This window comes from Bosea sp. OAE506, from assembly GCF_040546595.1.
GTDB lineage: Bacteria > Pseudomonadota > Alphaproteobacteria > Rhizobiales > Beijerinckiaceae > Allobosea.
In genome coordinates this window covers 1,902,098-1,924,497 of the sequence record NZ_JBEPOB010000001.1, presented here as the reverse complement: position 1 = coordinate 1,924,497, position 22,400 = coordinate 1,902,098, and the positions used below count along the sequence as shown (strand labels likewise).

The 22,400-nt window shown below is 68.3% G+C and carries 20 protein-coding genes and 1 pseudogene; 8 read left to right on the top strand and 13 right to left on the bottom strand.

Annotation, left to right across the window (positions count from 1 at the left end):
* Window positions 1-9: 9 nt before the first annotated feature.
* The 5 genes from ABIE41_RS09280 to ABIE41_RS09260 all read left to right on the top strand — a co-directional run bounded on the left by ABIE41_RS09280 (window position 10) and on the right by ABIE41_RS09260 (window position 4,486).
* Complete coding sequence (locus ABIE41_RS09280; protein WP_192643917.1) at window positions 10-1,206, top strand: Re/Si-specific NAD(P)(+) transhydrogenase subunit alpha; 1,197 nt, start codon at window positions 10-12, stop codon at window positions 1,204-1,206.
* Window positions 1,199-1,636 (top strand): NAD(P) transhydrogenase subunit alpha part 2, encoded by a 438-nt coding sequence (locus tag ABIE41_RS09275; protein ID WP_192643918.1) that lies wholly within the window; start codon window positions 1,199-1,201, stop codon window positions 1,634-1,636. Before ABIE41_RS09280 ends, ABIE41_RS09275 begins: the two co-directional genes overlap by 8 nt.
* 6 nt (window positions 1,637-1,642) lie before the next feature.
* A complete protein-coding gene (locus ABIE41_RS09270; RefSeq protein WP_192643919.1) occupies window positions 1,643-3,049 on the top strand; it encodes an NAD(P)(+) transhydrogenase (Re/Si-specific) subunit beta in 1,407 nt (468 codons plus the stop codon).
* A gap of 70 nt (window positions 3,050-3,119) precedes the next feature.
* Window positions 3,120-3,599, top strand: a complete 480-nt coding sequence (locus ABIE41_RS09265) for a GNAT family N-acetyltransferase (RefSeq protein ID WP_192643920.1) — start codon at window positions 3,120-3,122, stop codon at window positions 3,597-3,599.
* A gap of 41 nt (window positions 3,600-3,640) precedes the next feature.
* Window positions 3,641-4,486 (top strand): alpha/beta hydrolase, encoded by an 846-nt coding sequence (locus tag ABIE41_RS09260; protein WP_192643921.1) that lies wholly within the window; start codon window positions 3,641-3,643, stop codon window positions 4,484-4,486.
* Here ABIE41_RS09260 and ABIE41_RS09255 read toward each other — a convergent pair whose 3' ends face one another.
* From ABIE41_RS09255 to ABIE41_RS09235, 5 genes and pseudogenes are all read right to left on the bottom strand, one after another.
* Window positions 4,487-5,335 (bottom strand): tetratricopeptide repeat protein, encoded by an 849-nt coding sequence (locus ABIE41_RS09255; protein WP_354191851.1) that lies wholly within the window; start codon window positions 5,333-5,335, stop codon window positions 4,487-4,489.
* Between the two features lie 230 nt (window positions 5,336-5,565).
* Entirely contained in the window at window positions 5,566-5,799 is a 234-nt protein-coding gene (gene rpsU / locus ABIE41_RS09250) for a 30S ribosomal protein S21 (RefSeq protein ID WP_054140900.1), read from the bottom strand.
* Between the two features lie 144 nt (window positions 5,800-5,943).
* A complete protein-coding gene (locus tag ABIE41_RS09245) occupies window positions 5,944-7,059 on the bottom strand; it encodes a 5-(carboxyamino)imidazole ribonucleotide synthase (RefSeq protein WP_354191850.1) in 1,116 nt (371 codons plus the stop codon).
* The gene (gene purE / locus ABIE41_RS09240) at window positions 7,056-7,556 is read right to left on the bottom strand and encodes a 5-(carboxyamino)imidazole ribonucleotide mutase (RefSeq protein ID WP_069056409.1); all 501 of its coding nucleotides are present in this window, start codon (window positions 7,554-7,556) and stop codon (window positions 7,056-7,058) included. Before purE ends, ABIE41_RS09245 begins: the two co-directional genes overlap by 4 nt.
* 200 nt (window positions 7,557-7,756) lie before the next feature.
* A pseudogene (locus ABIE41_RS09235) lies at window positions 7,757-9,125 on the bottom strand (ABC1 kinase family protein).
* Between the two features lie 298 nt (window positions 9,126-9,423).
* Here ABIE41_RS09235 and ABIE41_RS09230 point away from each other — a divergent pair.
* Window positions 9,424-10,179, top strand: a complete 756-nt coding sequence (locus ABIE41_RS09230) for a hypothetical protein (RefSeq protein ID WP_192643924.1) — start codon at window positions 9,424-9,426, stop codon at window positions 10,177-10,179.
* A gap of 167 nt (window positions 10,180-10,346) precedes the next feature.
* Here ABIE41_RS09230 and ABIE41_RS09225 read toward each other — a convergent pair whose 3' ends face one another.
* Genes ABIE41_RS09225 through ABIE41_RS09205 form a run of 5 tightly spaced genes read right to left on the bottom strand, consistent with a single transcriptional unit; the run spans window position 10,347 to window position 14,802 of the window.
* Window positions 10,347-11,951 (bottom strand): phytoene desaturase family protein, encoded by a 1,605-nt coding sequence (locus ABIE41_RS09225; protein ID WP_192643925.1) that lies wholly within the window; start codon window positions 11,949-11,951, stop codon window positions 10,347-10,349.
* Window positions 11,952-11,958: 7 nt separating this feature from the next.
* Complete coding sequence (locus ABIE41_RS09220; RefSeq protein WP_192643926.1) at window positions 11,959-12,840, bottom strand: beta-keto acid cleavage family enzyme; 882 nt, start codon at window positions 12,838-12,840, stop codon at window positions 11,959-11,961.
* A 10-nt stretch (window positions 12,841-12,850) separates the two neighbouring features.
* The gene (locus tag ABIE41_RS09215; RefSeq protein WP_192643927.1) at window positions 12,851-13,246 is read right to left on the bottom strand and encodes a type II toxin-antitoxin system death-on-curing family toxin; all 396 of its coding nucleotides are present in this window, start codon (window positions 13,244-13,246) and stop codon (window positions 12,851-12,853) included.
* Entirely contained in the window at window positions 13,243-13,515 is a 273-nt protein-coding gene (locus ABIE41_RS09210; protein ID WP_192643928.1) for an AbrB/MazE/SpoVT family DNA-binding domain-containing protein, read from the bottom strand. The genes ABIE41_RS09215 and ABIE41_RS09210 overlap by 4 nt, the downstream gene beginning before the upstream one ends.
* A gap of 60 nt (window positions 13,516-13,575) precedes the next feature.
* Window positions 13,576-14,802, bottom strand: coding sequence for an MFS transporter (locus ABIE41_RS09205; protein ID WP_354191849.1), 1,227 nt, complete (start codon window positions 14,800-14,802; stop codon window positions 13,576-13,578).
* Between the two features lie 144 nt (window positions 14,803-14,946).
* Between ABIE41_RS09205 and ABIE41_RS09200 the strand changes: the two genes are divergently transcribed.
* Entirely contained in the window at window positions 14,947-16,590 is a 1,644-nt protein-coding gene (locus ABIE41_RS09200; protein WP_192643930.1) for an acyl-CoA synthetase, read from the top strand.
* Window positions 16,591-16,703: 113 nt separating this feature from the next.
* Here the strand turns inward: ABIE41_RS09200 and ABIE41_RS09195 are convergent, their stop codons facing one another.
* From ABIE41_RS09195 to ABIE41_RS09185, 3 genes are all read right to left on the bottom strand, one after another.
* On the bottom strand, window positions 16,704-17,558 hold the full coding sequence (locus ABIE41_RS09195) for a PCC domain-containing protein (RefSeq protein ID WP_192643931.1): 855 nt from the start codon (window positions 17,556-17,558) through the stop codon (window positions 16,704-16,706).
* Window positions 17,555-19,192 (bottom strand): acyl-CoA synthetase, encoded by a 1,638-nt coding sequence (locus ABIE41_RS09190; RefSeq protein WP_192643932.1) that lies wholly within the window; start codon window positions 19,190-19,192, stop codon window positions 17,555-17,557. The genes ABIE41_RS09195 and ABIE41_RS09190 overlap by 4 nt, the downstream gene beginning before the upstream one ends.
* A gap of 174 nt (window positions 19,193-19,366) precedes the next feature.
* Window positions 19,367-20,200: an IclR family transcriptional regulator gene (locus ABIE41_RS09185; RefSeq protein WP_192643933.1), complete on the bottom strand. Its 834-nt coding sequence runs from the start codon at window positions 20,198-20,200 to the stop codon at window positions 19,367-19,369.
* A gap of 319 nt (window positions 20,201-20,519) precedes the next feature.
* On the opposite strand from ABIE41_RS09185, the gene ABIE41_RS09180 reads away from it, so the two are divergent.
* A complete protein-coding gene (locus ABIE41_RS09180) occupies window positions 20,520-22,400 on the top strand; it encodes a TRAP transporter large permease (protein WP_210321043.1) in 1,881 nt (626 codons plus the stop codon).

Sequence of the window (22,400 nt, the reverse complement as noted above, 5' to 3'; positions counted from 1 at the left end):
TCCGCCGCCATGCGCATCGCCGTGCCTGCCGAAACGCAAGGGGCCGAGACCCGCGTCGCCGTGACGCCGGAGACCGTCCGCAAGTTCAAGACCCTGGGAGCCGAGATCGCCGTGCAGAGCGGCGCCGGCCTCGCCTCCGGTATCTCCGACGCGGATTACGAGGCCGCGGGTGCGACCATCGCCGCCGATGCCGCCGCCGCGCTCGCCGGCGCTGCCATCGTGCTGAAGGTGCGCCGTCCCGCCGAGAGCGAGATCAAGGGCCTGCCCGCTGGTGCGCTGGTCGTGGCGACGATGGATCCCTATGGCAACGAGGCCGCGCTCGCAGCGCTCGCCAAGGCCAAGGTCTCGGCCTTCGCGATGGAGTTCATGCCGCGCATCACCCGCGCGCAGGTGATGGACGTGCTCTCCTCGCAGGCCAACCTCGCCGGCTACCGGGCTGTCATCGACGGCGCCGCCGAATATGGCCGCGCCCTGCCGATGATGATGACGGCGGCGGGCACCGTGCCGGCCGCGCGCATCTTCATCATGGGCGTCGGCGTCGCCGGCCTGCAGGCGATCGCGACCGCGCGGCGCCTCGGCGCCATCGTCACCGCCACCGACGTGCGCCCCGCCACCAAGGAGCAGGTCGAATCGCTCGGCGCCAAGTTCCTCGCCGTCGAGGACGAGGAGTTCAAGCAGGCGCAGACGGCCGGCGGCTACGCCAAGGAAATGTCCAAGGAATACCAGGCCAAGCAGGCCGAGCTGACGGCGAACCACATCGCCAAGCAGGACATCGTCATCACCACCGCGCTGATCCCCGGGCGCCCGGCGCCGAAGCTGATCTCGGCCGCCATGGTCGAGAGCATGAAGGCCGGCTCCGTCATCGTCGATCTCGCGGTCGAGCGCGGCGGCAATTGCGAGCTCGCCAAGCCCGGCGAGGTCGTGGTGACGCCCAATGGCGTGCGCATCGTCGGCCATCTCAACGTGCCCGGCCGCCTGCCAGCCACCGCCTCGCAGCTCTACGCCAAGAACCTGCTCGCCTTCGTCGAGACGCTGATCGACAAGGCCGAGAAGAAGGTCGCGGTGAACTGGGACGACGAGCTGGTCAAGGCCACCGCCCTGACCCGCGACGGCGCCGTGATCCATCCGAATTTTGCGGCCAAGCCCGCGCCCAAGCCAGAACCAGAGCCCGCACCGGCCGTCGAGGGGAGCGTCACCAATGGCTAATCCGACACCCGAACAGGCTCTCGAGCAGGCCCGCTCCGTCGCGGCCGCGGCGCGTCAGGCCGCCGATCTCGCCGCCCAGCATGCCGACAGCATCGCGGCCGGCGCCAGCGCGGCGACCGGCGGCTTCGTCGACCCGACCGTGTTCCGCCTCGCCATCTTCGTGCTGGCCGTCTTCGTCGGCTACTACGTCGTCTGGTCGGTGACGCCGGCGCTGCACACCCCGCTGATGTCGGTCACCAACGCGATCTCCTCGGTCATCGTCGTCGGCGCGCTGCTCGCGGTCGGCGTCGAGGCGGCGCCTGCGCTGGGCGACGGCCCGGTCTGGGCCAAGATCTTCGGTTTCCTCGCGCTGGTCCTCGCGGCGGTCAACATCTTCGGCGGCTTCCTCGTCACCGAGCGGATGCTGTCCATGTACAAGAAGAAGGGCTGAGCGCCGATGGCCGCGAACCTCTCCGCCCTTCTGTACGTCGTCGCCGGCGTCCTCTTCATCATGGCCCTGCGGGGCCTCTCCCATCCGACGACCTCGCGCCAGGGCAACCTGTACGGCATGGTCGGCATGGGCATCGCCATCGCGACCACGGTCGTCTTCTTCCCGCCGGCCGGCTTCTCCGGCTGGCTGCTGGTCGTGGCGGGCATCGCCATCGGCGGCGGCATCGGCGCCTTCATGGCCAAGCGCGTGCAGATGACGCAGATGCCGCAGCTCGTGGCCTTCTTCCACTCGCTCGTCGGCCTCGCCGCGGTGCTGGTGGCGGCAGCCGCGCTCTATGCGCCGAGCGCCTTCGGCATCGGCAAGGTCGGCGGCATCAGCGGCGCCAGCCTGTTCGAGATGGGTCTCGGCGTCGCCATCGGCGCGATCACCTTCACCGGCTCGATCATCGCCTTCCTCAAGCTCGACGGGCGCATGAGCGGCAAGCCGATCATGCTGCCGCAGCGCCACGGCATCAATATCGGGCTCGGCATCGCGCTGGTCGTGCTGCTGCTGATCTTCCTGAAGACCGAGAGCCATGTCGTCTTCTGGCTGATCGTGCTGGTCTCCTTCGCGCTGGGCGTGCTGCTGATCATCCCGATCGGCGGCGCCGACATGCCCGTCGTCGTCTCGATGCTCAACTCCTATTCGGGCTGGGCGGCCGCAGGCATCGGCTTCACGCTCGGCAACATGGCGCTGATCATCACCGGCGCGCTGGTCGGCTCGTCGGGCGCCATCCTGTCCTACATCATGTGCAAGGCGATGAACCGGAGCTTCCTCTCGGTCATCCTCGGCGGCTTCGGCGGCGACGATGCCGCCGCTGGTGCCGGTGGAGCCGTCGAGGCGCGCCCGGTCAAGCAGGGCTCCTCGGACGACGCCGCCTACATCATGAAGAACGCCGGCAAGGTCATCATCGTGCCCGGCTACGGCATGGCGGTCGCCCAGGCGCAGCACACCCTGCGCGAGATGGCCGACCTGCTGAAGAAGGAAGGCGTCGAGGTTAAGTACGCCATCCATCCGGTCGCGGGCCGCATGCCCGGCCACATGAACGTTCTGCTGGCCGAGGCCAACGTGCCCTATGACGAGGTCTTCGAGCTCGAGGACATCAACTCGGAATTCGGCCAGGCCGACGTCGCCTTCGTCATCGGCGCCAACGACGTCACCAACCCGGCCGCCAAGACCGACAAGACCTCGCCGATCTACGGCATGCCGATCCTCGACGTCGAGAAGGCCAAGACCGTGCTCTTCATCAAGCGCGGCATGGCGGCCGGCTATGCCGGCGTCGAGAACGAGCTGTTCTTCCGCCCCAACACGATGATGCTCTTCGGCGACGCCAAGAAGGTCACCGACGAGATCGTTAAGGCGATGGCGCACTGAGGCGCCCTTCCCTGTCCCGCTGCAAAAGACCGGCCTCGCGCCGGTCTTTTTCGTTTGGAGCCTGACACCAGTGAGCATCACGATCCGTCCGATGCGCGAGGCCGACCGCGAGGCGGTGACCGCGCTTCTGCTGCAGCTCGCCGCCTGGGAGGCCGGCCTGAGCAGCACCCGCGCCAGCGGCCGTGAGACGGCTCTAGCCTTGCTCGAGTCCGACAGCGCGCAGGCGCAAGGCCAGGGCGGCGCGCAGTTCGTGGCCGAGCGGGATAGCGCCTGCCTCGGCTATCTGGCGCTGCGGCTGGGTCGCACCGGGCCTTATGTGCATGATGAGCTGCGCGACCATGTCCTGATCGAGAACATCGTGGTCTCGGAGCAGGAACGCGGCACGGGCATCGGCCAGATGCTGCTGGCACAGGCCGAACGCTTCGCCCGCGAGCACGGGTGCCGGGCGCTCCAGCTCGGCGCGCTGACCGGCAACGACCCTGCGCTGCGGGCCTATCGCCGGGCCGGTTTCGAGCCCGTCTCCTACGAGATGATCAAGCGGCTCGACTGAGCGTCGCGCGATCGCCACCTTGCTGGGGGAGAAGCGCTGCGATGATGATCCTGACCCGCCTCCTCGGCCTCGCCCTTGCCGTCTATCTCGGCGTCCTCGGCCTGCTCTTCGTGCGGCAGCGCGAGCTCGTCTTTCCGCGCAATCCTGCCCGCGCCGACCTGGCCGCAGCCGGGCTGCCCGCGGCAGAGGAGCTGACCCTGACCGCCGCCGATGGCGAGCGCCTCGTTGCCTGGGCGGTTCCGCCGCGCGCCGGCAAGCCGGTGATCCTCTATTTCCACGGCAATGCCGGCCATCTCGGCAGCCCCGGGCGCATCGCCCGCTTCCGCGCCCTGACCGAGGACGGCACGGGCCTGCTCGCCGTCAGCTATCGCGGCTATGGTGGCTCGACGGGCAGCCCCAGCGAGGCGGGGCTGCATCTCGACGCCCGCGCCGCCTATGGCGCTGCGGCCGAGCGCTTCGGCGCGTCGCAGCTGATTGGCTATGGCGAATCGCTGGGAACCGGCGTGGTGCTCAAACTCGCCGCCGAGGCGCCGTTGGCCGCCGTCGTGCTCGAGGCCCCCTATCTCTCCACCGTCTCGGTGGCGCAGGGCATCTACCCTTACGTGCCCGTCGCCTGGCTGATGCTCGACAGCTTCCGCTCCGACGCGGTGATCGGCCGCGTCAGGGCGCCGCTGCTGGTGCTGCATGGCGAGCGGGACCGGGTGATCCCCTTCGCCCAAGGCGAGGCGCTCTACGGCCTCGCCAACGCGCCCAAGCGCTTCCTGCGCTTTCCCAAAGGCGGGCACGAGGATCTGCCGGCGCATGGCTCGCTGCCGGAGATCCGGCGCTTCCTCGCGGAGGTCGCGCGAGGATCCGTCACGGCGGCGGAGAGCCTCACCGTCGAGTGATCAGCTGCGGAAGAGCCCGCCGCCGCCGCCCAGACGCCCCTGCCCGGCGCGCGCGGCCGCATTGTTGCCGTCGAGCCCCAGAGCGCGCTGATAGCTCTGCGAGGCTTCCGACTTCTGGCCGAGCTTCTCCTGGGCGAAGCCGCGGCCGGCCCACGCATCGGCACTGCGGTTGTCGACATTCAGCGCGGCGGTGAAATCCTCGAGCGCCGAATCGTATTTGCCGACGGCGTTCAGGCTCTGCCCGCGGGCGATATAGGGCGGCGCGTTGTAGGGGTTGCGGTCGATCACCGAGTCGAAATCGGAGATCGCATACTGGTGCTGGCCTTCCTTCTGATAGACGAGCCCGCGCGCATGGAAGGCTTCCGCCGATTCAGGATTCAGCCGGATTGCGGTGTTGAGATCGGCCAGCGCCTGCTGGCTGTTGCCTTGGGCGCGCAGCAGATTGGCGCGCGCGATGAAGGCAGGGGCGTAGTTCGGGGCGACGCTGGTCGCCTTGTTGAAATCGGCCAGCGCAGCGTCGTTGCGGCCGCTCTGGCGCAGCGCCAGGCCGCGATTCGTATAGGCCGAGGCGAGGTTGGGGTTGAGCTGCACCGCCTTGGTGAAGTCGGAGATCGCGTCGGAGAAGCGGCCGACGCGGGCATAGGCCGCGCCACGGGTGTTGTAGGCGCCCGGATCGTTGGGGTTGCGGCTGATGACCTCCGACAGCGAGCCGATATTGACGCTCGCCTCGGCCGCCGAGGCCGTGTCGAGCTCGGCCACGGGCTGCGCCGTCATGCTCGAAACGGTGTCGCAGCCAGCCAGTGCCAAAGCCAGGCCCGCCACCGCCAGCCAGTTTCCGCCACGCATCATGCTCTGCCTCATCGGTCCGGTTCCGTTGCTCGTCTGCTATGCCGCCCCTCGGGCCGGCACCGCTTCATCGCGCTCCCCCAACCGACAGCGCCTCGCTCAGGAGAACGCACGCCAGTGCCAAGACTTGGTTAACGCCGCCAGAAAAGCAACAGCGCCCGGAGAGGGCTCCAGGCGCGGTCGGGTCTTTCGCGATTATCGACGGGCGGGCGAAATGCCGCAGCCCTTCGATATCAGGGGCGCTTCGGCTTCACCGGCGCCGGCAGCAGGCCTTCGCGCTGGAGCTTCTTGCGCTGCAGCTTGCGGGCGCGGCGGACGGCCTCGGCCTTTTCGCGAGCCTTCTTCTCGGAGGGCTTCTCGTAATGACCGCGCAGCTTCATCTCGCGGAAGACGCCTTCGCGCTGCAGCTTCTTCTTGAGGGCGCGGAGAGCCTGATCGACGTTGTTGTCGCGAACGAGAACCTGCACGTGAGTGTCCGTCTTTAGCGGGTTGGCGTTGAATAGCGGGTAAGACGTCCGCGGACGGCGTCTTTGAAGGTTCGTGCGGATAACAGAATTAAATCGGGCTGTCCACGCCGCAACGACCAAAAAATCGCGCCCTGGCCGCCCTTTTCAGCCGGCCTCGGGCCAGACCCGCGTGACATGCCCCATCTTGCGTCCGGGCCTTGCCTCGCGCTTGCCGTAGAGATGCAGATGCGCGCCGGGCTCCGCCAGGATTTCGCGCCAGCGCAGCGCCGCATCGCCGATCAGGTTCTCCATCTCGACACACCCGCGCCGGGCGGCCGAGCCGAGCGGGAAGCCGCAGACGGCGCGCACATGCTGGTGAAACTGCGAGGTCTGGGCGCCCTCGCTGGTCCAGTGACCGGAGTTGTGCACCCGCGGCGCGATCTCGTTGACGACGACGCTCTCGCTTGCCCCCTCGCCGACGATGAACATCTCGACCGCGAAGACGCCGACATAGCCCAGCGCCGCCCCGATCCGCCGTGCCGCCTCGATGGCGGCGGCTTCCGTCGCAGCCGAGACCTGGGCCGGAATCCGCGTGAAGGCGAGGATGTGGTCGCGATGCTCGTTCTCGCAGAGATCGAAGGCGGCGAAGCTGCCGTCAATGCCACGCGCCGCGACGACCGAGACCTCGCGGGCGAAGCTGACGAAGCCCTCCAGCACCGCCGGCGCCCGGCCGATCGCCTCATAGGCGCCGGCGAGATCGGTCCCGGGCAGGATCTTCACCTGCCCCTTGCCGTCATAGCCAAAACGGCGGGTCTTCAAGACGGAAGGCCGCCCCAGAGCGACGACCGCAGCCTCGAGATCGGCCAGGCAATCCACAGCACGGAACGGCGCCACCGTCAGCCCCTGCTCGGAGACGAAGCGCTTCTCGCTCAACCGATCCTGCGTCACCGCCAGCGCATGCACGCCAGGATGCAGCGGCTTGCGGGCCGCGAGGAAGGCCGCGGTCGCCGCAGGCACGTTCTCGAACTCATAGGTCACGACGTCGATGGCATCCGCGAAGCGAGCCAGAGCCGCCTCGTCCTCGTAAGGCGCGACCGTCTTTGCCGCCGCCACGTCGAAGGCCGGGTTCTCCGGCTCGGGCGCGAAGATATGGCTGGCGATGCCGAGATCGGCCGCCGCCAGCGCGATCATCCGGGCGAGCTGGCCGCCGCCGATGATGCCGAGCACGGCGCCGGGCGCCAGCCCCTTAAAAGGCACGCCCTCCCCCACGGACGCGCTCACGCCTCGTCCTTCACAGGGCGTTCCGCGATCGCCGCGCTCTGGCGCGCGCGATAGGCGTCGAGCCGTTCCGCCAGGCCCTCGTCCGACAGCGCCAGCACGGCCGCCGCCAGCAGCGCCGCATTGACCGCGCCGGCCCGGCCGATGGCGAGCGTGCCGACGGGGATGCCGGCCGGCATCTGCACGATCGAGAGCAGCGAATCCTGCCCCGACAGCGCCTTGGATTCGACGGGCACGCCGAACACCGGCAGCGGCGTCAGCGACGCCGTCATGCCCGGCAGATGCGCCGCGCCGCCTGCCCCCGCGATCACCACCTTGAAGCCTTCCGCCTTGGCGCCGGTCGCGAATTCAACCATGCGCTGCGGCGTGCGATGAGCGGAGACGATGCGGTCGTCATGGCCGATGCCGAGCGCATCGAGCGTCTCGGCGGCATGGCGCATGGTCGCCCAATCGGACTGGCTGCCCATGATGATGGCGACGGGCGCGGAGGTGGTGGCCATGGCGGGAAGCGCTTCCGGAAACGCTGGACGGGAAGCGCGCGATCTAGACCGCCCAACGCCGCACAAGCAAGCGCCGAATCGGGCTGACGTCGGCCAATCGGCCTTCGAGACCGCTTTAGCAGCTTGGAAGCCCTCATCCTGAGGAGCCATTCCCCTGGGAATGGCGTCTCGAAGGATGAGGGCTGAGGCGCCGAATGGCCCTAAGCCGTCGCCACAAGCCCGGCCCGCGCCAGCGCCGAGGCCTGGTCGGCCGCCACCGTCTCGATCTGAAAACCCTCGATCTCCGCCTCGAACAGCCGGTGGAAGTTCAATTCCGCATCGAGATGCAGGAACACCCCGCCGAGCCCGATCGCGGCGCGGTCCATGAAGACGAATTCGCGCGGCACCGTCACCGGCCCGCGCTTCTTCAGCGCCTGATGCACCTCGAAGGCCTGGCGGCGGCCCGTACTCGGCCGGGCTGACATCCTCGGCGATGCGGCGCGTGCGGTCCTCCAGCAGCGGCCCGTAGATGAAGCGCGCCCAGATGTTGAGCGTGTCGACCAGCTCCTTGGTCAGCCCCTTGAAGCCCCAGGTCTCATAGGCGTGGACGACGCGCGCCTCGTCGCCCTCCAGCAGGCCGCGATAGAGATCGACGACGCCGCCCACGAAGGACGGCGGGAAGATGCGGATGCAGCCATAGTCGAGCAGGTTGATCCCCTGCGGGGCGCCGTCCTCAGAGAAGACGGTGTAATTGCCCAGATGCGGGTCGCCATGGATGATGCCGTGATGGCTGAAGGGCCGCCACCAGGCCTTGAACATGGCCGTCGAGATCCGGTCGCGCGCCTGCTGCTCATCCTGCTTGTGGGTCAGGATGCCGTCGCCATCGAGCCAGTGCATCGTCAAAAGCCGCTTGGTCGAGAGCGAGGTCTCCAGCGCCGGCACGCGGATCTCCGGCGTCTGCGCCAGCACCTCCTGATAGAGCGCGATATGCTTGGCCTCGCGCTGGTAGTCGAGTTCCTCGCGGACGCGCGCGCCGATCTCCGTGGCGATCTCGCTGGTGTCGATCACCGGGTCCATGCGCCGGTGCAACGCAAACAGGATGTCGAGCTGGGAGATGTCGGCCTCAACCGCCGATTCCATATCCGGATATTGCAGCTTGCAGGCGAGCGCGACGCCCTCCAGCGTCGTCGCGCGGTGCACCTGCCCGAGCGAGGCGGCCGCCGCCGGCTGCAGATCGAAGGAGCCGAAACGCTCGCGCCATTGCGGGCCGAGCTCGGCCATCATCCGCCGCTTGACGAAGGCCGCGCCCATCGGCGGCGCCTGCGACTGCAGCTTCTGCAGCTCGGCGGCATATTCCGGCGGCACCACATCGGGAATGGTGGCGACGAGCTGCGCCACCTTCATGATCGGGCCCTTCAGCCCGCCGAGCGCCTTGGCCAGCGCCTCGGCATTAGAGGCGTTGCGCCCCTCCATCCCGAACAGCCGGGCGCCCGCAATGCGCGCCGCCACCCCGCCGACATTGGCTCCGACACGCGCATAGCGCACTGCCCGGGCAGAAAAGCGGTTGGCTTCGGAGTCGCGATCGGACATGGGGCGGGACGCTTTCGGGTGCGGGCTGGGCTCCTATGTAGGGTGGCGTCGTCGCGGGGCCAATGTGGCGGGTCGTCTCGCGGGACGAGAGGATGTCGGCTTGATTGCCCAATACGGACATCAACGAATGGTTGCTCTCGACCCGATAGCAGACCTTCCGGTGTCCAGCGCAGAAACACGGACGGATGTTAACGCCGACGTAGTACGGCCGGCTTTCGATAGACGACGACTTTCCCCTACGCTCTGGAGGTGTTCTTTGCCATCTCGGATGAAATTGGTAGTGGCTGCCGGCTGTTTGATGGTTGCGCTTCCGTTCTTCTGGTTCGGCATGGCGGCGGTAACTGAGCTTTGGCTTACATCGCCTTATCGCTATCGATTGGCGTTAGTCGTGTCGGTGAATGGCACGGATTTCGTCGCCGCGAGTGTCGTGGAAGGTCGTTTCACTCAGAAGTCTCCTCTCTTGCCGCAGACACGCGGCGTTTCCGTGAGTTTCTCTGGTGAAGCTGTGGCAGTCGATCTTGGCGAGCGCGGCGTCCTCTTTGCGACCCTGCTAGATGTTAAGCGGCCGTTTGCGTCCGGCATGTGGCTTGCTTCGCCGGAAAACATCGTCCAGTCAGCGTTTCCGCGCATCGCGGGGGAAGAGGGCGAACGGGGGTTTGCCCGCGTTCTGCGCCGCTACGCTCAGGGAGGCGAAATCCGGGAGCTACGGCCGGACCAGCTTCCCTTACTGGTGCTCTTTCGCGATATGGCAAACCCGATATCGGTCGAGCAAGTGGACCCATCGAACTTGGAACGACACTTCGGACCGGGCGCGAAGCTGACGCGGGCGACTATCGAGACCGTCCCCGTAGGATGGTTCCCGTTCAACCGCTTCGGCTTGTCGTCCCCACGATGGCTGACAGGGGTCCCCGTGACGAAAACGATAGATGCGAGACTTCCTTGGCTGGCAAGCTATCGCAATCAACAACTCGATGGCAGTCGGTACGAGCGGTCCGAAGCAGCCAATCGACTGGCTAACTCAATGAACGCTGGGGCTTTCAAGTCTTGGCAATAAGCTTTGGTTTTTGACTCACCGCGACCCTCGACACACCTACCGCCCAGCCAGTTCCGCCCTCATCTCCGCGACGCTGGCCGGACGCCCACCCGCAGCCTCGACCAGCCGCACCGTCTCCGCCACCAGCGCCGCATTCGTGCGCTCACACCCGAAGGGCGCAACGGCCCTCAGAACCGCTTACGCCGCCGGTCGGCCAGCACGGCCGTCGCCGCATTATGCCCCGGCGCGCCGGTGACGCCGCCGCCGGGATGGGCGCCCGAGCCGCAGAGATAGAGCCCCGGCACCGGCATGCGGTAATCGGCATGGCCGAGGACGGGGCGTGCCGAGAAGAGCTGGTCGAGCGTCAGCCGGCCATGGAAGATGTCGCCCCCGACGAGCCCGAAACGCGCCTCCAGATCGGCAGGGCCCAGCGCCAGCCGCCCGACCACCGAGGCCTTGAAGCCCGGCGCATGACGATCGACCGTCTCGATCATCAGATCGGCGACCCGGTCGCGGCAGGAATCCCAGTCGAGCCCCTCGGGAAGATCAGGCGCGACATGCTGGCAGAACAGGCTCGCGACATGGCAGCCGGGCGGGGCGAGCGTGTCATCGAGCGCAGACGGGATCAGCATCTCGACGATCGGCTCCTGCGACCAGCCTGAGAGACGCGCCTGCGCATGGGCCCGGTCCATATAGGCAAGGCTCGGCGCGATGATGATGCCGGCGGTGTGATGGTCGCCGGGTTCCGGCAGGCTGGTGAAGCGCGGCAGCTCCGACAGCGCGACATTCATCCGGAAGGTGCCCGAGCCGGAGGCGTAGCGCGTCATCCGCTCGGTGAAATCCGCAGGCACGATCGCCGGATCGACCTTGGAAAACAGCAGCCGCGGATGCAGGTTCGAGACGACCGCGCGCGCCCGCACCACGTCGCCGGCCTCCGTCACCGCACCGACCGCCCGGCCTGTCTCGCTCAGCACTTCGGCGACGGGGCTGTCGAGCCGGATGGCGACGCCGGCTTCCGCGCAGGCCTTCGCCATGGCCTGCGTGATCGCGCCCATGCCGCCGATGGCATGGCCCCAGGCGCCCTTGTGGCCGTTCACCTCGCCGAAGACATGGTGCAGCAGCACATAGGCAGAGCCCGGCGTGTAGGGGCTGGCATAGTTGCCGACGACGGAATCGAAGCCGAGCAGCGCCTTGATCGGCTCGCTCTCGAACCAGCCATCGAGCCAGTCCCCCGCCGATTTGGTGAAGAGGTCCATCACGTCGCGCTTCGCGGTGAGATCGAGCCGCGACAGCCGCCGCGCCACCCGCACGGCATCGATCAGATCCGGCAGCGCCGCCAGCCAACCGCCCTCAGCCAGATTGGGCGGCGCCTGCAAAACGAGGTCGCGCAGCACGCTGGCCACCGTCTCCAGCCGCGCCTCATAGGCCGGCAGACGCTGCGCATCGCGCTCCGAGAACGCGGCGACGGAGGCCGCCGTCCGGCCCGGACCGGCCGCGAGATGGCGCCCGTCCGGCAGCGGCAGGAAGTTGGCCATGCGCCGCTCGACGAGCCGCAGGCCGTGGCGCGGCAATTCCATCGCCGCGATGATCTCGGGCCGCAGCAGGCTGACCGTGTAGCTCGCGGTCGAGTTGCGGAAACCGGGATGGAAGCTCTCGGTGACGGCCGCGCCGCCGACGACGCCGCGCCGCTCCAGAACGGTGACCGACAGCCCCGCCTGGGCGAGCCGGTGCGCGCAGACGAGGCCGTTATGGCCCGCGCCGAGGATCACGACATCGCAGCTCGTCGTCGCCATGGCCGGCTCAGCCCACGGCCTTCAGCCGGGCCCTCACCTCGGCGACGCTGGCCGGGCGCCCGCCGGCCGCCTCGACCAGCCGCACCGTCTCCGCCACCAGATCGGCATTGGTCCGCCCGCAGCCGAAGGGCGCATCCTCCAGCCCGGCGCGCACATGGACGCCGCGCGCGACCGCCGCCGGGATCAGCCCGGTGAGATCCACGCCCAGCCCCGCGATCATCACCGGCGCCTCGGGGGCATCCTCCGCCAGCAGCTTCAGATGCGCATCGAGCGCCCAGTCGCGTGGCGGGAAGCCCCAGGCGAAGGTGTCCGAGAACATCAGCCGGTAGATCGGGCAGGGCATACCCGGATAGGCCTTGGCCAGCGCCGCGCCCAGCCGCGTGAAGCCGGGCTCGTAGATCGCATAGCTCGGATGGATGTTGTGCGCCTGCGCCACCGCCATCCCCTCGCGGATATGCTCGCCGGGGTTCTGGTAGATGAAGCCGGCCTCGCCTGAAGGGATGCCGTCGTAGGTCGTCCAGTTGCAGGAGCCAGGGTCGAGCACGCCCCATTCGACCAGCCCGCGCTTGGCCAGTTCCTCCAGATGCGTGTAGCGGCCCGAGCCGATGATGTCCCCGGCATAGGCCGAGCCCACGATCGGGATGGTCGGATAGACGATCGCGTCGACTTTCGCGCGGATGCCCTCGATCGCCTGGGCATAGAGCTCCCAGTCGTCGCGCTGCCGGCCGGTCTCGAGGTCGTAGACATGCAGATGCACGATCACCGCGCCGGCCTCCACCGCCGCGATCCCGTCGGCGACGATGTCGGGAATGGCGATCGGGATGCCCGGCTGCCGAGCCACGCCCCAGGGCCCGTTGATCGCGGCCTCGATCCAGATGGGTTTGGTCATCGGAATGTCCTCACGCTGACGCATCCTTCGGCCAGTTGTCGCGGATCCACCGTGTCAGCCCCTCCTCCTCGACCTCGCCCGCCGCGAGCGCGAGGATGGCGGCGGCGGCGGCGGGTTCGGGCACGATGAAATCGACGTCGTTGATGTAGAGAAACGTATAGAGCGCCAGCAGGGCCGTGCGCTTATTGCCGTCGATGAAGGGATGGTTCTTCGCCAGGCCGAAGGCGTAAGCCGCCGCCAACGCGGCGAGATCCGCGCCCTCATAGGACCATTTGTTGAGCGGCCTTTCGAGCGCCGACAACAGCATGCCACGGTCGCAAAGACCGCTCCCGCCGCCGTGAATGACGAGTTGCTCGTCATGGATCGCGACGACGATCTCCTCGGACAGCCAGTTCGGCTCGGTCATTTGGCGAGTTCGGCCAGGGCGTTGTGGTAGATCTTCATGCCGCGCCGAGCGGCTTCCATCGCCTTGTCGAAGTCAGGACGCTGCTTCACCAGACGGAAACCGCCCTCCGGCTGTTCAACGACATGGAGGCTGTCGCCCTCTTTCAGCCTCACCCGCGCCAGCAATTCCTTCGGGAGAATGATGCCGAGAGAATTCCCGACCTTGCGGATCTGCAGCACATTCGCGCCGTCAGCCGGCTGAGCCTTCACAGTCTGGTCGATCTTGTTCATGGCGGCCTCCGTTATGCGAAACGTATAACATGACGACTCGCTTTTGTCATGCCTCTGCGCTCAGCCTGCGGCAGCCACCGGTCCCTCGGCGCGTGGACGCCCCGCCCATGCCCCATCGAACACCATCGTCGCGACCAGCCACACCGCCAGCGCCACTGCCGCGACGCCCCCCAGCGTCATGAAGGCTGCCCCATAGCCCCAGGACTGCGCCACCCAGCCCCCCAGCGTCGGGCTCAACGAGGCGCCGATGCCCTGCACCGTCATCACGGCGCCGAGCCCGACATTGAAATGCCCGGTCCCGCGCAGGATGCTGGCGACGAGGCCCGGCAGCGCCACACCGAGCAGCCCCGCCCCGACGCCGTCGAGGATCTGCACGGGCACCAGCACCCAGAAGCCGGAGAACGAGGCGGCGATCAGCCCGCGCAGCGGCAGTGCGAGCAGAGCGAGCACGATGACGAGCCCATAGCCCCGGCTCTGCGCGAGCCTCGCTGCCAGCAGCGCCATCGGGATCATCGTCAACTGCGCCACCACGACGGTCAGCGCCGTCGCGGTGCTGGGGTCGCCCTGCCCGCTCGCGACCATGGACTGGCCGAGCAGCGGCAGCATCGCGCCATTGCCGAGATGGAACAGCATCATGACCAGCGCCATGATACCCAGCGGCGCGGAGGTCAGCAGCATGCGCCAGCCCGAGCCCTCGCGCGCCTCCGCATCATCAGCCTCGCAGCCGCGGGCCGCCTCATGGTCGATCGCATCGGCCGGGATCATCAGCGCGGCGGCCATGGCCCCCACCGCCATTGCGGTCATGAACCAGAACACCGCCTGCAGCCCGAAGACATAGCCGAGCGCGCCGCCCGCCAGCGCCGCAAACATGTTGCCGCCATGGTTGAAGGCCTCGTTGCGGCCGAGCTGCTGCGCGAACCCCGCCTGCCGCACGAGGCCCAGCGTGATCGCGGCGATGGCCGGCGCAATCACCGCCCCCGCCACGCCCTGGACGATCTGCGCGCCGATGGTGATGCTCAGGCTCGGCACATAGAGCATCGTCAGCGTCGCCGCGATGATCGCGACCGAGGCGACGATCATCGCCGCCCGCTTGAAGCGGGTAAGGTCGACCAGCGCCCCCAGTGGGGTCGTCGCCACCATGCCGGCGAGCCCGCCGACCGTCATCACCAGCCCGATATCCTGCGGCCCCCAGCCCTTTTCCTGGAGGTAGACCCCGAGGAAAGGGCCGAGCCCGTCCCGCACATCGGCCATGAAGAAGTTCAGCGAATTCAGGGCGACAAGGGACAAGGCGCAGCTCTCCGGGCCTGACGGCCGGCGACGGAACGTCACCCGCCCCGGCTTTGTTCCGCCCGCCCCGCCTGCATCTCTGGGCCTTGCCAGCGCCGACCACGGCACGCCAAATCCCCCGCCACGACGAAGCAGGTGAAGCCGATGCTCCAGCGCCACGCGACCTATGGCGAGACCGTCGAGCGGTTCCGCTGGGAGATCCCCGCGCATTTCAACATCGGCGTCGCCTGCTGCGACCGCCATGCGGATGGGACGGCGAAACCCGCGCTGCTCTACGAGGACGAGGCGACAGGCCTCGTCACCCTCTCCTTCGACGACCTCAAGCAGGCCTCCAACCGCATCGCCAATCTGCTGCGCGGCCATGGCGTCGCGGCGGGCGAGCGTGTCGGCATCCTGCTGCCGCAGCGGCCCGAGACGGCGATGGCGCATCTGGCGGTCTACAAGATGGGCGCCATCGCGTTGCCGCTCTTCATCCAGTTCGGGCCCGAGGCGCTGGAACACCGGCTCCAGCACAGCGGCGCGGCGGCGCTGATCACGGATGCCGAGAACCTGCCGAAGATCGAGGCGATCCGCCACGCCTTGCCGGATCTGCGGCTGATCATCCTGGCCGACGGTCCCGGCCCCGGTGGCACGCTCGACCTCGCATCGGAGATGGCGAAGGCCTCCGACGCCTTCACCCCGGTCGAGACCCGCGCCGATGATCCCGCCGTCATCATCTACACCTCCGGCACCACGGGGAAGCCGAAGGGCGCGCTCCATGCCCACCGCGTCCTGCTCGGCCATCTGCCGGGCGTGCAGATGCCGCAGGCCTTCTTCCCGCAGGCGGGCGACCTGTTCTGGACCCCGGCCGACTGGGCCTGGATCGGCGGGCTGCTCGATGTGCTGCTGCCCAGCCTGTATTTCGGGGTGCCGGTGCTGGCCTCGCGCGCCCGCAAATTCGATCCCGAGGCCGCCTTCGACCTGATGGCGCGGCACCGCGTCCGCAACGCCTTCCTGCCGCCCACCGCGCTGAAGCTGATGCGTCAGGTCCGCGATCCCCGGCGTTTCGGCTACGCGATGCGCTCGATCGGCAGCGGCGGCGAGACGCTCGGCGCCGACATGCTGGACTGGAGCCGCGAGACCTTCGGCTTCGCGGTCAACGAGTTCTACGGCCAGACCGAGGCCAACCTGCTGGTCGCCAACAACGCCGATCTCTTCCCGATCCGCCCCGGCTCGATGGGCCGCGCCGTGCCGGGCCACCGCGTCGCAGTGGTGTCGCCCGAGGGTGAGCCCCGGCCGGCGGGCACGCCGGGCCTGATCGCGGTCGCCCGCCCCGACCCGGTGATGATGCTGGGCTACTGGCGCCAGCCCGAGGAGACGGATGCCAAGTTCGCGGGCGACTGGCTCCTCACCGGCGACACCGGCCATTGCGACGAGGACGGCTATCTCTGGTTCCAGGGCCGCGACGACGACATCATCTCCTCGGGCTCCTATCGCATCGGGCCGGGCGATATCGAGGACTGCATCATGCGCCACGAGGCCGTGCTGATGGTCGCGGTCGTCGGCGTGCCCGATCCGATCCGCACCGAGGCGGTGAAGGCCTTCGTGCTGCCGCGGCCGGGCATTCAACCGTCAGCAACGCTGGCCGCCGAGATCCAGGCCTTCGTGCGGGACCGGCTCGCCGCCTACCAGTATCCCCGCCATGTCGAATTCGTCACCGAACTGCCGATGACCGCGACGGGCAAGATCCGGCGCAAGGATTTGAGGGACATGGAGGCGGCGAAGGCGCGGGCGGGGGAAGCGGGGTAAAGGTCATGCTCGGGCTTGACCCGAGCATCTCCGGCCGGAGGAGGCCTACCGTCCTGAGATTCTCGGGTCTGCGCTTCGCTTCGCCCGAGAATGACGCGCGCTCGGCGCGCCCTCTAACCCACCTCCAGCACCAGCTCGAAGGTCATCAGCACCGGGTTGTCGCCGCGCCGATAGCGCCCGGCAGCCATCGCCCCGGTATAGTCGACCAGCGCCACATCGATCTGCGCCTGCGGTCCGGCACCATCATTGACGATCGACCCGCCGGTGATCGCGACCTCGGTGGCGAAGTTCTCGACGATCCCGCCCTCCTCGAAGCGCGCCCCGATGGTCGAGCCGACGCCGCCATGGATGGTAGCCCGTACGATGCCGCGCTCGGCGCAGAAGGCCTCCAGCGCCCCGCAGAAGTCGATGTTCGGCTTGACCCTGAGCGCGAAGAAGCGGCCCTCGCGTGTGGCCCCAAGCGGCTCGGCCGGCCTCGGCCCGAACAGCTTGAAATGCGTCTCCGGATCGGTCTCGCCGAGGAAGGCGGCCCCATCGAGCCCGACCGCCGCCAGCGTGATCTCCTCCGCCACCATCGTCTCGTCGGGCAGGATATGGCCGCCGCTGCGCCGCCCGTCGCCCTCGACCCAAAGCGCATGGGCATGGAAGAAGGGTGCGCCGTCGCGCAAGCCGAAGGTCATCGCGCCCACCTCGATGCGGGCCACGCCGGCGGGCCGGAAGGTGTCGCTGTAGAAGGCCGCATGCTCCGGCGTCTGCGAGAGCGCCGGCATGACATAGGCGAAGGGCGAGAGCGCCAGCCCGTCGAGCTTCACTGTCCCGCTGACGAAGCCAGCCGCCGCGAAGCCGCGCCTTATGCCTTCGAGCAACGGCAGGCCGGGCTGCAGTGTCAGCGGAAAGCGCAGGCCGTGGCACTCCGCCCACTGGATGCGGCCGGGCGTCTCCGGTCCGGGCTGCTGGATGCGCCTCACGAGCCCTGCCCCCTCAGCCAGTCCAGTTGCCCGCGCGTCTCGAGTTCGTCGCGCACGAGCCGCTTGGGCACCTTGCCGTATCCGGATTTCGGCAGCGCCTCCCAGAAGAAGAAGCGCTTGGGCATCTTGTAGCGGGCGATCTTCTCCGAGAGGAACGCGGCGATCTCCGCCTCGTCGGCCCGGGCGCCGCCGCGGCAGACGCAGACGGCGACCCCGATCTCGCCCCAGACCGGATCGGGCAGGCCGAGCACCGCGACCTCCGCGATGGCGGGATGGGTCAGGATCTTCTCCTCGATCTCGCGCGGATAGATGTTCGAGCCGCCCGAGATGTACATATCCGAGGCGCGGCCGGTGATGTAGACGAAGCCTTCCTCGTCCATATGGCCGAGATCGCCGGTGCGGAACCAGCCGTTCCGGAACGACTTCGCATTTGCCTCCGGGTTGTTGTAATAGCCGGCGAAGACAGCCGGCCCGATCACGCAAATCTCGCCCTGGACGCCGGTTGCGACCTCCTCGCCCGCATCGTCCTGGATCTCCACCTGCATCGCGGTACGGGCATAGCCGCAGCTGCCGACCCGTGCCTGCGGCCCGTCCTCGGCGACATGCAGCGAGGGCGGCAGCACCGTGATGTTGCCGGTGACCTCGCCCAGCCCGAAATACTGCACGAGCACGGAGCCCAGCGTCGCCAGCGCGCGCTTCTGGTCCTCGCGATACATCGGCGCACCCGCATAGATGACGTAGCGCAGCGAGGAATGGTCGTGCTGCTCGACGGCCGGATGCTCGACCAGCATCTTCAGGATCGTCGGCACGGTGAACAGGCTGGTGACGCGGTGGTGCGCGATCAGCCGCCAGGCCTCGTCGATGTCGAAGCGCTCGGTCGGCAGCAGGATGGAGGCCGCCCCGCGCGCTGCCAGCATCAGCTGGTGCACGCCGGCGCCATGCGAGAGCGGCGCCACCACCAGCGAGCAATCGGCCTCGGTCGTGCCGGGCACGAGGTCGCAGAGATGGTTGGTGATGACAAAGCCCATCTGGCCATGGGTCAGCACCGCGGCCTTGGAGCGCCCGGTCGTGCCGGAGGTGAAAAAGAACCAGCACGGGTCGTCATGCTCGACGGCCACATCCGCGACCCGCTCGCCCCTGTGCCGCGCGATCACCGCGCCGACCTCGTCCTCGCCGAAGGCACCGGGCCCGATACGCCAGGTGAACTCCGGTGCGGGCGCGGCCTTTGCCACGGCTGCCGCATGATCGGGGAAATCGCCATGGCAGAGAAACGCCTTCGCGCCCGAGGAGGTCGAGAGATAGGCGACCTCGTCCGGCAGCAGCCGGAAATTGGTGGGCACCCAGACCGCGCCGATCCGGAAGGTCGCGAACATCGAGACATACATCGCGTCGCAGTTCTTGGAGTGCACCAGGATGCGGTCACCCTTGCCGATGCCGCGCGCCCGCAACCCCGCCGCCAGCGCCGAGACCTGCGCGTCGAGATCGGCCCAGCTCAGCGTCAGATCGCCCCAGACGAAGGCGGGGTGGGCGGCGAGCCGCCGCCCGTTCTGCGCGACGATATGGCCGAGATTCATTACACGCCGCGTCATCGGCGCGACGCCGCCTGCGGGTGCGGAGGCCTGTGTTGCGGTCATCTCAGTGTCTCCCTGAAAGAGAACGCGCCGTCATCCCGGGCGACCGCAGGGAGACCCGGGATCCATTCCTGAACGGTTCAGGCGTGGATCCCGGATCTCCGCTTCGCTGCGTCCGGGATGACGGCGCAGAATTGTATCTGGCGGTGCGGGCGATCGAACTGACGCGGAACTGCATTACACTCGCCTCGCCTCGACCACCGCCGCGACGGGCCGGACGACCCGGTCCGCAACGACGCGGCCCGGCACGAACATCTCCGCCAGCCGCCGCTCCATCGCGGCGACCTCGGCGCGCAGATGGCTGGCCAGCTCGTCCTGCCGCTCCTGCCCCATGCGGCTGTCGATCGCCGCCAGGCTGAGCGCGCCGGCGACGCGCCCGTCCGGATAGCGGAAGGCGATGCCGAGCCCCCAGGAGCTGGCGACCAGCCGTCCGGGGTTGAGGGCGAAGCCGCGCTGCCGCGCCGCGGCCAGATCGGCGCGGATCACGTCGGGCGCGAAGCCGGGATAGCGCGTCGTCAGGACGGGTCCGTTGGCGGCCATGAGGCGGTCCACATCGTCGTCCGGCATGGCTGCGAGAAGCGCGAGCGAGCCGGCCCCGACGCCGAGCGGATGCTGATCGCCGGTCTGCAGGGCATGCGTGCGCACCGGATAGGTGCCCTCCTCGCGATGCAGGCAGACACAGTAATTGTCGCGCCGCACCGACAGGAAACTCGTATCCATGGTGACGGCCGCAAGGCGCCGCAGGCTCTCCATCGCCAGGTCGAGCAGCCCGTGCCGGCGGGCCGCCAGCACGCCGAGCACGAAGGCCTCCTCGCCCAGGCAGTAATGGCGCGTCTGCGGTTCCTGTTCGACCAGACCGGCGCGCATCAGCGCCAGCAGCAGCCGCCGCGCGGTCGGCTTGTTGAGGCCGCTCCCAGCCACGATCTCGGCAAGCGGCAGGCCGCCGGCGGGCTCCCGCCCGATCAGCGCGAGCAGGTTCAGCGCGCGGTCGACGCTCTGCGAACCGGACATGCCGGCACGCGCCTTGTCGCTTGCTCCCACCTCGCATCCTCACGATCGGTCCACGATATGGACCTTGTTCTTGTTGCTAAAGCCTAGAGCGGCCCTTTGCGGATTGCAATGCGAGGATTGTCGTGTAATCTCCGGCCCGATCCACACAGACAGCGAACACAGTGTGGACCGCATCGACGGCTGCCTGACAAGCCAAAACAAGATCGATGCGACCGGGAGGACGACCAATGCCGATGCAGCACCGCCATGCGGGCAGCCGCCTGATGCCCGCCAGCCCGGCCTCGTCGGCCACGGGTGGCCTTGCTCCGCGCTGCGAAGGCTGACCCGCACCATGGTCGACGTCGCCGACAGGATCGCCCTGCCAGAAACCATCGCGGAGCTCGAGGGTGTCCGCCCGGGCTCGCCCTTCATGCGGCCCGTCGAGGCCATCGCGGCCGCGCTCGTCGCGCTGATCATCGGCGTGCTGCTGCTGGGCGTGACCTCGCGCTACGTCTTCTCGCTGCCGGTGATCTGGATAGATGAGGTCGCCTCGATCTCGTTTCTCTGGCTCGCCATGCTCGGCGCCGCCATCGCGATCGACCGCAACGAGCATCTGCGGCTGACGCTCTTCGTCGGCATGATGCCGGAGCGCCTGCGCGGCTTCGCCAACACCTTTGCGCTCTTGGTCGTCGCCGCCTTCCTGCTGGCGATGATCTACCCGGCGATCGACTATGCGATCGAGGAAAGCTTCGTCACCTCGGCCGCGCTCAACATTCCCAACAGCTGGCGCGTCTCGGCGCTCGCCACCGGCATCGTGCTGATGTCGCTGCTGGCCCTGCGCCACGCCTGGCGCACCTCGACGTTGCGCGATCTCCTGCTGGCGACGGCGCTGGTGGTTGCCATCGGCGTCGCCTTCTATCTGCTGACGCCGACCTTCAAGGGGCTGGGCTACAGCAACATCCTGATCTTCCTCGTCATCGTCGTTGCGCTCTGCCTCGCGGCCGGCGTGCCGATCGCCTTCTGCTTCGGCATGGGCACGCTCTGCTTCCTCGTCTTCTCAACCAATGTGCCGATGCTGGTGATGGTCGGCCGCATGGACGAGGGCATGTCGAGCATCATCCTGCTCTCGGTGCCGATTTTTGTGCTGCTGGGCTGCATCCTCGACGCCACCGGCATGGGCAAGGCGATCGTCGATTTCCTCGCCTCCATGCTCGGCCATATCCGCGCCGGCATGTCCTATGTGCTGCTCGGCTCGCTCTTCCTGGTCTCGGGCATCTCGGGTTCGAAGGTCTCGGACATGGCCACCGTCGCGCCCGCCCTCTTCCCGGAGATGAAGCGGCGCGGCTACCAGCCCAAGGAACTGATCGCGCTGCTCTCGACCGGTGCGGCGATGGCCGACACGGTGCCGCCCTCGATCGTCCTGATCGTGCTCGGCTCCGTCGCCGGCGTCTCGATCGCCGGGCTGTTCAACGCCGGTTTCGCCATCGCGATGGTGCTGCTGCTGGCGCTCGCCATTCTCGCGCGCTGGAAGGCCCGCCACGAGGACATGACCGGCGTGCGCCGGCTTTCGCTCTCCGTCATCGGCAAGACCGCGCTGGTCGCCGGGCCGGCACTGGTGCTGCCCTTTATCATCCGCGCAGCGGTCGGCGGCGGCGTCGCCACCGCGACCGAAGTCTCGACCATCGCGGTGCTCTACGCGCTGATCATCGGCATGGTGCTCTATGGCGGCATCGGCCCGCGCAAGCTCTATGCGATGCTGGTCGAGACCGCGGCCCTCTCGGGCGCGATCCTGATGATCCTCGGCACCGCGCTCGCCATGGCCTGGGCCCTGACCCAGACTGGCTTCGCCCGCGACCTCGCCATCTTCATGACCGGGCTGCCCGGCGGCTGGCTCACCTTCATGGCGGTGACGATCGTCGTCTTCATGGTGCTGGGCTGCGTGCTCGAGGGCCTGCCGGCCATCGTGCTGATGGCGCCGCTGATGTTCCCGATCGCCAAGAACCTCGGCATCAACGACGTGCACTACTCGATGGTCGTGGTCACCGCGATGAACATCGGCCTGATGACCCCGCCGATCGGCATCGGCTTCTACATCGCCTGCAAGATCGGCAATGTCTCGCCTGACGAGGCGATGGGCGCGATCTGGCCCTATCTGATCGCCCTGCTGGTGGGCCTCGTCGTCATCGCCGTCGTGCCCGGCCTCTCGACCTGGGTGCTGTGA